Genomic DNA, 2,444 nt, shown 5'->3' with positions numbered 1-2,444 from the left:
GCGGACTCGGCGTGCTGCGATGCCGGTGGCGCCGACGGTGGTGCGGCGGCAGGCGGCGCGGCGCTGGAGGGCGTGTCGGCCGCGGCACCGGATTCGGCGGCGGCAGCGCGCGGCGCGCGCTTGCGCACGGGTTTGTCGGCGGCGATGTCGCCGGCGTCGGGGGTGTTGTCGGACAAGTGCGATTCCTCGCTAAGCGGCGAGCGCCCGGGGATGCGCGGGCGGGGACGGAAGAGTGGGTCTTGAGAAGGGGTGCGGCAGAAGGAACCCGTGCCGGTAGGGCGAAACTAGCACTGCGCTGGCAGCGCGGCAAGCGCTACCCCGGCGACCCGGACGATGCCGGGGCCCATGTGAACGTGGCGTCGGGCGCCATGGTCGGCAGCGGGGGACGGCGAAGGGCGCGCCCTTCGCCATCTGGACGGGTGTCAGAGCGCCTTGTCGATGATCTGCGCCAGCTGCGCCTTGCCCACGGCCCCGATCTGGGTGGCCTGGACCTGGCCGTCCTTGAACAGCAGCAGCATCGGGATCGAGCGCACGTGGTACTTCAGCGCCACGGCCTGGTTCTTGTCGATGTCGACCTTCACCACCTTGGCGCGGCCGGCGTAGGTGGTGGCCAGTTCGTCCAGCGCCGGGGCGATCATCTTGCACGGCCCGCACCACTGCGCCCAGAAATCGACCAGCACCGGCTCGGAGGATTGCAGCACCTGGCTGTCGAAGTCGGCGTCGGTGGCGTGGATGACGTGTTCGCTCATGGGGTCCTCGCGGAAGGGCGGATCGGGAAATCGGGCCGCAAAATCAAGCGGATGGACCGGCGCCCGGCCGATGGCAGGGGTGCCGATGCTGTAAACTGGGGCGCTTTCCCGGCGATTCAACCGCCCGGGCGAGCACTTCAAGGGTGGGGTTTGAAAGCGCCGGCTGGTTCAGCCTGGCGCGGCCCGCACCTCGATTGGCGCTGATCGGCAGTCTGCTGCGCCGACGCCTCCCATGCAAGCGCGCACCCCTGCGCCGAACCCCGGAACCAAAGCCAAGCGCATGAGCGACACACCCATTTCCGCGCCGCCCACCGGCGACAAGCCGCTGACGGACATTTCGTTTTCCTCCTTCGACCTGAACCCCGCGCTGCTGGCCGGGCTGGAAGCCGCCGGCTTCTCGCGCTGCACGCCGATCCAGGCGCTGACGCTGCCGATCACGCTGGCCGGCCGCGACGTCGCAGGTCAGGCGCAGACCGGTACCGGCAAGACGCTGGCGTTCCTGATCACGGTGGTGAACCGGCTGATGACGCGCCCGGCGCTGGCCGAGCGCAAGGCCGAAGACCCGCGCGCGCTGATCCTGGCGCCCACGCGCGAGCTGGCGATCCAGATCCACAAGGACGCGGTGAAGTTCGCCTCGCACCTGGGGCTGAAGTTCGCCCTCGTCTACGGCGGCGTCGACTACGACAAGCAGCGCCAGCTGCTGCAGGAAGGCGCCGACGTCATCATCGCCACCCCCGGCCGGCTGATCGACTACGTCAAGCAGCACAAGGTGGTCTCGCTGCACGCCTGCGAAGTCTGCGTGCTGGACGAAGCCGACCGCATGTTCGACCTGGGCTTCATCAAGGACATCCGCTTCCTGCTGCGCCGCATGCCGGTGCGCACCGAGCGCCAGACCCTGCTGTTCTCCGCGACGCTGTCGCACCGGGTGCTCGAGCTCGCCTACGAGCACATGAACGAGCCGGAGAAGATCACGGTCGAGTCCGAGTTCATCACCAACGCGAAGGTGCGGCAGGTGATGTACCTGCCGGCCGACGACGAGAAGCTGCCGCTGCTGCTGGGGCTGCTGTCGCGCAGCGAAGGTGCGCGGACGATGGTGTTCGTCAACACCAAGGCCTTCGTCGAGCGCGTCGCGCGCGCGCTGGAGCGCGCCGGCTACCGTGTCGGCGTGCTGTCCGGCGACGTGCCGCAGAAAAAGCGCGAGTCGCTGCTCAAGAAGTTCCAGGCCGGCCAGCTCGAGATCCTGGTCGCCACCGACGTCGCCGCGCGCGGCCTGCACATCGATGGCGTCTCGCACGTCTACAACTACGACCTGCCGTTCGACGCCGAGGACTACGTGCACCGCATCGGCCGCACCGCGCGCCTGGGCGCCGAGGGCGACGCGATCAGCTTCGCCTGCGAGCGCTATGCCCAGGGTCTGCCGGACATCGAGGCCTACATCGAGCAGAAGATCCCCGTCGAGCCGATCACCGCCGAGCTGCTGGTCGCCAAACCGCGCAAGCCGCGCGAAGGCGTCGAGGTCGATGCCGCCGAAGGCGAGAGCGTCGGCGAGATCTTCCGCGAAGCCCGCGAAGCGCGCGCCGCCGAGGACCAGCGCCGCGGGATCAAGCCGCGCAGCGGTGGCCGCGGCGATGCCGGCCACGGCGCGCGCGGCGATCGTGGACCGCGGCCGCGCGCGGAGCCGCCGGGGGTCGGAAG

The 2,444-nt window shown here is 69.9% G+C and carries 2 protein-coding genes; one reads left to right on the top strand and one right to left on the bottom strand.

Features of this window, described 5'->3' with window-relative positions; translation table 11 throughout:
• Positions 1-422 precede the first annotated feature (422 nt).
• A complete protein-coding gene (trxA, locus tag G7B67_RS12910) occupies positions 423-749 on the bottom strand; it encodes a thioredoxin (RefSeq protein ID WP_166213072.1) in 327 nt (108 codons plus the stop codon).
• A gap of 280 nt (positions 750-1,029) precedes the next feature.
• Here trxA and rhlB point away from each other — a divergent pair.
• Positions 1,030-2,444 (top strand): ATP-dependent RNA helicase RhlB (gene rhlB, locus G7B67_RS12905; protein WP_166213070.1); only part of this gene is annotated, 1,415 nt, incomplete at its 3' end.

Origin of the sequence: Cognatiluteimonas telluris (assembly GCF_011320095.1) — a bacterium.
GTDB lineage: Bacteria > Pseudomonadota > Gammaproteobacteria > Xanthomonadales > Xanthomonadaceae > Cognatiluteimonas > Cognatiluteimonas telluris.
This window is presented reverse-complemented; position numbering and strand designations above follow the sequence as displayed.